Source organism: Asaia sp. SF2.1 (genome assembly GCF_000505765.1).
GTDB classification, from domain to species: Bacteria; Pseudomonadota; Alphaproteobacteria; order Acetobacterales; family Acetobacteraceae; genus Asaia; species Asaia bogorensis.
Genome location: NZ_AYXS01000034.1, coordinates 118,250 through 119,918, shown reverse-complemented (window position 1 = coordinate 119,918; position 1,669 = coordinate 118,250). Strand labels below are relative to the sequence as shown.

Annotated in this window: 1 protein-coding gene; it reads right to left on the bottom strand. The window is 59.3% G+C overall.

Going from position 1 to position 1,669, the window contains the following annotated elements; genetic code table 11:
* Positions 1-1,669, bottom strand: a 1,669-nt coding sequence (locus P792_RS39040) for a TonB-dependent receptor domain-containing protein (protein WP_035440215.1), incomplete at both ends; no start/stop codon positions are given.

The window sequence follows — 1,669 nt, the reverse complement described above, 5'->3', positions numbered from 1 at the left end:
GCTGCAGCTTGGCGTTACCGCCGGAAACCGTTGGAACCTGCCCCGTGTTCTGCGGAACGAAAGTCGCCGTATTGATCCCCTCGCTTGCGCAGCGGGCCTGGACAGCGGCGGCCTGTACGCCGTAGCTGGAAACGGCACTGCAGGGATCGTATGCCGACGGATAGCCGAGGCTCTGACCGCCATAGAGCTCGTAGACGTTGGGCTGGCGATAGGACGTTCCGAGCGTTGCACGGAAGCGGATATCGCGCACCGGGGCCCAGTTGATCGAGACCTTCCAGTTCTTGGTCGATCCGAAGGTGTTGTAGTCTGACCAGCGGCCCTGACCGTCAATGGTCAGATCCTTGGCAAGAAATGCGTTCTGGAGCAGCGGAATCTGACCTTCGGCATAGACTTCATTCACATTGAAGCCACCGCCGCTATAGCTTGAGGCATTGCCCGTGGAATCACCGCTCACAACGATCGGGTCGGGCTTGCTGCTCAACTGCTCGCTGCGATGCTCCATGCCAAAGGCAATACCGACATTGCCGCCATGCTCGTAGGGCATCTTGACGACGCTGCTGTTATTGATGCGCAGGTTGAAGTCGCGCAGCTGATATTCGGCATGATCATGCTGCGTGAACTTGCCATAAGCGGCAGCCTCGGGTGAAAGCGGCGCGAGTGGGTTGGACAAGACGCAGCCCGGCTGGCTGGTGCAGACGGTCGGGTCATACACGATCTTGCTGCCCGGATTGGTGGGGTCGAGCTGACGCACACCGGTCATCTGCAGCAGATGACGATAATTGCCCATGTTCTGCGTGTTGGCGGTCCAGCGGCTCTGGCCGTATGTCATGGACGCATCATATTCCCAGCCACGCCAGATCTTGCCCTTGGCGCCACCGATAACGGTCCAGGTATCGGTCGCATAATCCATCTTGCGCGGACCGAGATCGTTCATACGGCGCGACATGATCGCGTCACGTCCCCAGATATTATAGGGGCTGCCTGCCGGGATGGTCCAGGACGACAGCAACGGAGACGGCTTGATGCCACCGGAAACCGGGGCTGCAGCCATCTGCCGTGCCGTTGTCGTGTGGCTGTACCGCACGTTGGCGTAGGGCTTGAAATGGCTGTCCACATCGTAATGGGCATCGCCGGACAGGGCTGAATTCTGGTTATAATTCTGCACCATCGTGTCTTTGGCAAAATTATACCGATCGGCATTGCTGTACCGGTGAAAGGTGCCATCCCCATTCGAAACCAGATTGGCCCCTGTGCGCGGGTCGGTCACACGGCCAGCCGGAATGATGGACGAGCCATAAAGTGGCGTGCCGGTCACCGGGTTGCTCTGCTGCGGGTTGGCCGCCCAGGCGCGGTCCTGGCTCATGATTCCGCCAGATGTATTATACTGGCCGAAAAGGGTGACGTTGCCCTTGCCGTGATCGAAGTTGAAACCCTTCATGGCGGAAAGCAGGCCCGTCTTGGCATCGCCGTATTGCGAGATCCCGCCACGCATGGTGATGGTCGCCTTGGTGACGTCATGACGCAGCTTGATGTTGATCACGCCGGAGACGGCATCCGCACCGTAAAGCTCGGAGCCGCCATCCTTGAGCATTTCGACGCTGGCGATTTCCTCGATGGGGATCGTGTTCAGATCGACGCAGGATGTGGCCGCGTTAATTGCCGTGCGCTT